Source organism: Comamonas antarctica (assembly GCF_013363755.1).
Lineage (GTDB): Bacteria > Pseudomonadota > Gammaproteobacteria > Burkholderiales > Burkholderiaceae_C > Comamonas > Comamonas antarctica.
The window spans coordinates 169,282-175,731 of record NZ_CP054842.1 but is presented as its reverse complement, the minus strand read 5'-3'; the positions used below and the strand labels follow the sequence as shown (position 1 = coordinate 175,731).

6 protein-coding genes are annotated in these 6,450 nt (G+C 52.7%); 4 read left to right on the top strand and 2 right to left on the bottom strand.

The window, feature by feature from the left end; genetic code table 11:
* Positions 1–391: 391 nt before the first annotated feature.
* Positions 392–1,351, top strand: a complete 960-nt coding sequence (locus HUK68_RS23135; RefSeq protein ID WP_175506595.1) for a Bug family tripartite tricarboxylate transporter substrate binding protein — start codon at positions 392–394, stop codon at positions 1,349–1,351.
* A gap of 203 nt (positions 1,352–1,554) precedes the next feature.
* Here the strand turns inward: HUK68_RS23135 and HUK68_RS23130 are convergent, their stop codons facing one another.
* Positions 1,555–2,019 (bottom strand): GNAT family N-acetyltransferase, encoded by a 465-nt coding sequence (locus HUK68_RS23130; protein WP_175506594.1) that lies wholly within the window; start codon positions 2,017–2,019, stop codon positions 1,555–1,557.
* A gap of 310 nt (positions 2,020–2,329) precedes the next feature.
* Between HUK68_RS23130 and HUK68_RS23125 the strand changes: the two genes are divergently transcribed.
* Complete coding sequence (locus tag HUK68_RS23125) at positions 2,330–2,623, top strand: H-NS histone family protein (protein ID WP_175506593.1); 294 nt, start codon at positions 2,330–2,332, stop codon at positions 2,621–2,623.
* A gap of 103 nt (positions 2,624–2,726) precedes the next feature.
* On the opposite strand, the gene HUK68_RS23120 is transcribed toward HUK68_RS23125, so the two are convergent.
* Positions 2,727–4,271: a replication initiation protein gene (locus tag HUK68_RS23120; RefSeq protein ID WP_175506592.1), complete on the bottom strand. Its 1,545-nt coding sequence runs from the start codon at positions 4,269–4,271 to the stop codon at positions 2,727–2,729.
* A gap of 933 nt (positions 4,272–5,204) precedes the next feature.
* Between HUK68_RS23120 and HUK68_RS23115 the strand changes: the two genes are divergently transcribed.
* Positions 5,205–5,483, top strand: a complete 279-nt coding sequence (locus HUK68_RS23115) for a hypothetical protein (protein WP_175506591.1) — start codon at positions 5,205–5,207, stop codon at positions 5,481–5,483.
* A 507-nt stretch (positions 5,484–5,990) separates the two neighbouring features.
* Positions 5,991–6,425, top strand: a complete 435-nt coding sequence (locus HUK68_RS23110; protein WP_175506590.1) for a hypothetical protein — start codon at positions 5,991–5,993, stop codon at positions 6,423–6,425.
* Positions 6,426–6,450: the final 25 nt, after the last annotated feature.

The following is a 6,450-nucleotide window of genomic DNA, read 5'->3' as shown; positions in this document are numbered from 1 at the left end:
ATCCATCGACACGATGAGCCACGCATGTCGTACAAATCCGTCGAGTAGTTTTTCTCTGGCACTTTGATGCTGTTCACCCGCCATGGTGTCCAACCTCACAGCCCTTGAATGGCGATCATTAAATGTTTAATAACGCCTTCGTATGTGTGACTCTGCGGACCGGGCGCGCAGGCCTAGACTGCGTCAGCCGGCGTGAGGTGGTGATAAGGCATGCTGCAGAGGAGCCCTCACACCCATCAGGCTTTCAGTTATTAACTGTTTAATAAGTCTCGGCACCGGCCGTCGTGATGCGTGCCGGTTGCAAGGTGTTGGGCTGTTGATGACAGGGGTTGGTTCGGACCAGGAATGACGTGCTATCAACGGAATTCTTCGTGATAACGAGGAGTTAGCTATGCGAAACATGTTTGCAGGCGCGATCATTTTTGTGGCGGCGATTGCAGCGTGTGCCCAGCCACAAGGAGGCACGATCAAGCTGGTGGTCCCATATCCTCCGGGCGGCACGGTCGATGCCCTGGCAAGAGCCATAGCGCCCTGTCTGAACGAGCGTTTGAAGCAGCCCGTGATCGTCGAGAACAGGCCAGGCGCCAATGAAATCATTGCAGCCACCCAGGTTGCCAAGGCAAGGCCCGATGGTCGTACGTTGCTGGTCGCGACCGATGCCGGGCTTACGATGAATCCACATCTCTACAGGAAGCTGCCATACGATGCCCAGCAAGATCTTGACCCGGTGTCTCAGCTGGTGTCAGTGCCCGTGGTGTTGATAGCCACTCAAAATTTGGCAGTAAGCAACGCACGTGAACTGGTAGCGTTGGCTAAGAAGAGACCAAGCACATTGGTCTACGGATCGTCCGGACGCGGTGGCATCACGCATGTGCCGATGGCCACGTTCGAGCGCAACAACGATGTTTCGCTGGTACATGCTCCCTACCAGGGAGCGAGTGCCTTGATGCCAGACATCATCGGAGGCCAGGTGCAGCTTGCGCTGCTGTCCATAGCGTTGGTTGAGCAGCATATAAATGACGGAAGCTTGAAGGCCCTGGCTGTCTCAGGCGAACGACGCATGGCAGCCATACCCCATGTTCCGACTTTTGCCGAACAGGGCCTGCAGGATATTGGCGGCACTTTTTTCATTGGTATCTCCGCCCCCGCGGGAACACCCATCGAGTTGCGAAGAAAGCTATCCGCTGCCATGCGCCAGGTTCTGACCAACCCAAAGTTCCGCGGTAGATATCTTGATCCATTTGCTTATGACGTCATAGCCTCGACGCCTGAAGCATTCAGGGAATTCCTCGGCGTTCAGCAGCGACTTCAAGCCGCTCGAATCAAGCAGTCTGGCGCAAGCTTGGATTGATTTTTTGACAGAATCCTGCGAGCATGAACCGCAACCGGTAGGCGTTGCCAGGAATATCCAGATGAAGTTCAAATGAGAGGGTTTGCGTCCGGCGTTGTCAATAGCTTCACATGGGCAATGTGCCGTCTGTGGATACCAAATGGACTTCGATCTGGCGTCTAAGTCAGAATTGGCTGGGCTCCCGACAAGAGCAGATGTCTATGCTAGCTTGGCATAGCAACTTCACTCGGATGCATGACGACAAACGCCTGCATTTCTTTCGACGCAAAGCCAGCAGAATTGCACAGGCGAAGGGCCGCCTCGTCGCTGAGGCTGGACATGATCATTACTTTGTAGCAGTCACTTGACCAGGAGAAATCAAGAGCTTTCTCAATCACAGCTTTGGCAAACCCTTGATTTCGATGTGCTGCATGGGTCACCACATTCTCAATCAGACCATATGGCCGGGAACCATGTGCCAGATTGGGACTAAGAGTCAGAGCACAACATGAGACCAACTGGCCTTCGATATAGGCTCCAAAATATTTATGGTATGGGCTGACACGCAATTCCTGCCAGATAGCTTCAATCGTATCCAAGTCGGGCGCGGGATCCTCCACAGGAGGGAGGTGTTGATACAACGCCAAAAGACTCTTGAGTTCAGAAGCTTTGAGCTCACGTACATTCATTGAAATTCCTTAGGAAAGACATTCTCCCATGGGTTGTGTCGCTATCGGGGCTTCGCCTACGTTGAGACGTCTGAAATGTGGCTTGACTCATAAAATTTGGATAGAGTGATTGGAACGAGTGAACGGCGTTGCGCTATCAGATGTGATTGATTGCTCACTTTTCCTCTATGTCGGATGGCGACTGACATACCTGTCGGCTATGTGCTTTTCATGTATGCACAAGGAAAAATCAATTGCATCAATTGGAAATTTTTTGTTCGTCTTTAATCAATAGAAGTTATATTCACTCATCTCATAGAAGGAACATACGATGTCCACTTATAAAGAACTGCTCAAGCAACGTGAAGAATTGGAAAACCAAATCAAGGAAGCACGCAACAAGGAGCTTACAGATGCAGTCGGTAAGGTTCGCGCGTTGGTATCTGAGTTCTCTTTAACGGCCGAAGACGTCTTTCCACCAGCCAAAGGTAGAAAGTCAAGCAACGCTGGCGGCAAGGTAGCACCTAAATACAAGAATCCCGAAACTGGCGATACTTGGACTGGACGCGGCAAGGCTCCAAAATGGATTGCGGCTGTCAAAAACCGGGAAGAGTTCGCTATTTGATTTGAATTGAAAGAATAGCCCTGCACTCATCAGTGCAGAGCTATTCTTTTGGGCGCCATTTAATGATGCATCCTTAAAATGCATGAAGAGGAAAATCACGACGTCATGCGCTCAACATTCGTTCCATGAGTTTGACGATTTCCGCATCTGTGACTTCCCCCCACAGTTTCTTCGCGTACCAGGCGTGGAAAGACGGCAATACGCCTGCCCGATTGCGCCCGATCTTGATTCGGCTGGCTTCGGTGCTGAGCGTTCCGTTGTACTCGTCGTAGATCTCCTGCAGCGCAGGCTTGTCGAGCTCGCCCAGGATCGCCTTGACATCCAGGATGCGCTGTTTTTTCACGGCAGCGTTGATCTTGGCGCGGCCCTTGTTGACACCGTTCGGTCCGTCCGATTTCGTGGCACGGATTTTCGCCTTGGCTTTCGCAGATGGTGAAGCCTGTTCCTGCTCCGGTGTACCCGGCCTGGCGTGCTTGCCATCGGACACTGGAAACAGCTCTCCTGTCAGAGGCGTAGCTTTGCTGTCCAGGAATTCCTGGTAGTAGCCTTTTTTCAGTGAGTTGGTGAAATACCTGCCCGGATAGGCCAGCTTGCGCAGGTTGGACTCGGTGACTCGCCATTTCGTGTGCCGAAGCGCACCGTCGATCTGTTCTTCGGCAAAGGTACTCAGCAGCTTGTAGATTGCTTTGTCCAACAACCCAAACGCCTGCATTGCATCCACCAGATGCTTTTTCGCCTGCGGTGAGCTTTGGGCCGCAGACATTTCCAATGCCAGTTTCTGGCGGCTCACCAGAAACCGAAGGTTGGTGACTTTGGTCTTGTAGCGCTCGGTTTCGACCTCGATATACAACTTGGTCGAAGCGTTGATGTCCTTGATTGCCGGGTCGAGATAGCGCTCCTTGAACGTGCTCCACTGCTGCGCCTTGTTGGGGATGTTCTTCGAGGCGACAAGCATGTCGCGCAGATCTTCCCAAGGAATGCGACGCGTGGCGCCCAGGCCCAGATAGCGAGAGCAGAATTCGAACAGGGGAACCGAGCAGACCTTGGACAAGGCGCTAAGTTCAAGCAGATCGAGATTGGTGTACGAGGGACTGTCGCCAAGCATCAAGATGGCCTTGGACTCGATCTTAAAGGTGATCTCCCCTGCGTAGAGCTTGGCGTAGGGAAACACCACGGCAAAATGCTTGGCCAGGCCCTTTTCCTCAAACACATCCAGGCGAACCTTGATCGACATGAGTTCATCGATGGTCTTCTCGATGTGCCCGTAGTTGCGCGTGGTGATGTTGAGCAGGCGCAGCATTTCCTCAACAGAAATGTTCCAGGTGGCTGGTTCGACTGGCTGGTTCTGCTGCGCGTGGCGCAGCATGATGTTGGTCAGCTTTTGCTGCATGACCGTCATGACGGCATGTGGCTTGTTGTGAACCAGCGGATTGGGCTTCTTGAAATTGGAGCCTTGGTTCTTGCGCTGGATGAAGAAGGTGGCAATCGGCTTGCCCTGCGGATCGACCAGCGCAGGCGCCTCCCCCTCCCCCTCGACGCTCAAGTCGGTGAGGGAAACCAGTGAACTGGAGCTGTCGTCATGTGGCAGTTCCCGCGCCTCGACTTCAACAGTGCTTTTGGTGGCTTTGCGCCTGGATGGTTTTGTCACTTTTACGGGGCAACGCAACGCCGCTGCGTTTCTTTGTTTTCAATAACACTTTAATAAGTTACCTACTTTAGCTGGCGCAAAGCTAGGGCTGGCGCGGCTTCCAAGCTGGTTGTCTCCCTTATCTTGTGAAGCACTCACCCTTATATTGTGACGCAATCTCCCCGGATTTGTGCAAACCTACCCCCTCGTCTGTGATGTGTTCCCCCTCGAATTGTGCAGACGATATGTCTCGTCCATCGTGCACAAGATAGGGGGGAAGAGTCCAGCAACCTGTCAATCCTACGCTTCCATTTGACCAGAGACTGGCAAATGAAGCTTGAGTTCGAGCGGGAAAGGCTGCGCCATGGAATTTTCCAAGCTCATCACCCCTATCTTGTGCAGATTTTGAGCACTTGATGGACAGGTGCCTGTCGTTCAAACACGGGGACACACACCCTCTATCCCTCATCTTGTGTAAATTTAGTGCGAGATTACGTTGAGTGCATGGGTGGGAAGTGATGCCCTGAGCCAAACGAATCGGACTGATCTGCATCCATACCCCCTATCTTGTAAAATTTTGTCTTTCGCTTTCCCTGGGTATCCACCGATGCGAATTTGCACAAGAAAGGGGATGAGCGTGGATGCGAACCCGAACTGGCATGCAATGTTCTCTGAACACCAATCTACATTACATGAGATTTTCTTGATGTTGGAGTGCACCTCGATTTTTCTAGAATGCGTATGATTTGACGTTTCATTCAATCATGTAAGCTGTATCCGATGAAGATGCTTTAAGCCTATCCCTATACGTCGACAAAGACGTCGCCTTCCTCTGGGTCCAGCTTGGGCAGCGTCCGACTTAGCACCGGTTTCTTCAGTCATGGGCTGGTAGCTGAGCGCTGCCTTGCGAAGGTTCGACCACTGGCTGTTGTCCACCTGCCCATAGACTCTTGCATGCGTTCGACCGCGAACACCGCGTCGGACACTGATCTTGCAGCCCGGTACAAGGCATTGGCCGCTGCCGCCGAATTCTTCGAAGACGTCGCACGCACCAACTACGCGTTGATGCGCGGCTACAAGGGCAATCACAACGAGTTTTGCGGCAGCAAACCAATCGGTTACGACTTACGTCTCACAGTGCCATCTAACTACCGCGATTGCCTCCACCGCATGCACGCTCTGTTCAAAAGTGCCTTGTGCCTGATACCGCAATACTGCGCAGCAGCGGCTTGAAGTTCAGGCAGCCGATGCCCACTTTGCACCGCGCGCTTGGCTGCACCGACTGCTCGGCATTGCGCGCTCCCACAGTCCTGTCCGAATCGGCATGAAAAACGATCAGCGCCGGCAATGCCTCACCTACGCGCGCGGACGCCAGCTTGGCCGTTCCTCATTGTCGACAGTGCATCCATCAGGTTCCACGCCGCGTAGCCAGTCCTCCGAGCGAAACCAGTTCAAGCATCACTGTCTGATGCAGACTTCGTAAGCTCCTCCCACTCATCCAGCGCTTGCCGCAATGCCTGCCGGTACACGGGTGGAAGCGAAAGATCGTCGACTCGCTACTGATAAAAAGGGAGGTCATCCGCGTTCTTTTGCAACGCCCTTAGTACCGCTTCCTTCACCGATTTAGTAGCTAGCTCGACCATGCAAAATTCTCCAGGTTCAGCAGCATGGCTGCCTCATATGATGAATGTGGTTGCTCAGATCCGAGGTTTGGCCCTCGCCTCAGCCTAACTGCGATGGGTGGATGAAACCTCCACAAGCTGTCTTGGCCTGCACTGGATCGACACCGTTACAGGTGACCTACCAAGAAACTTGTATGTTGTTGCCGTATCTACAGGTGTCAACAATAATGAAGCCTCAAGAAAGAGGGTTCATTTGTCTGACTTTCCATTTTTCATAGCGTCGGCTGTACTTGTTGCCTTTGGCAGTGCACTTGTTCTCATGGCAGCCTTGGGCTTGGCCGACAAAATTTTTTTCTTCCTGTTGTTGATCTTCGTGCTCTCAGCTGGCACAGCCCTTTGGTGCGCTTTCTCAAGGAACTGGATCATCGACTATGCAGTTTGGACGATGTACCTTTCCGGCCTGGTCCTGGCGATACTGATGGTTTTACGAATGACACCGAAGCGTAGGTCGACACGACGCGAAGACTTCCAGAACTCCCGAGCTGACAACTGAACCTCAGAACCCTACACAAACCGCT

Bases quoted from the DNA above. Each gene is read 5' to 3' on its own strand.
- HUK68_RS23115 (WP_175506591.1), top strand. From the start codon at position 5,205: ATGCGTTCGACCGCGAACACCGCGTCGGACACTGATCTTGCAGCCCGG.
- HUK68_RS23130 (WP_175506594.1), bottom strand. From the start codon at position 2,019: ATGAATGTACGTGAGCTCAAAGCTTCTGAACTCAAGAGTCTTTTGGCG.
- HUK68_RS23135 (WP_175506595.1), top strand. From the start codon at position 392: ATGCGAAACATGTTTGCAGGCGCGATCATTTTTGTGGCGGCGATTGCA.
- HUK68_RS23125 (WP_175506593.1), top strand. From the start codon at position 2,330: ATGTCCACTTATAAAGAACTGCTCAAGCAACGTGAAGAATTGGAAAAC.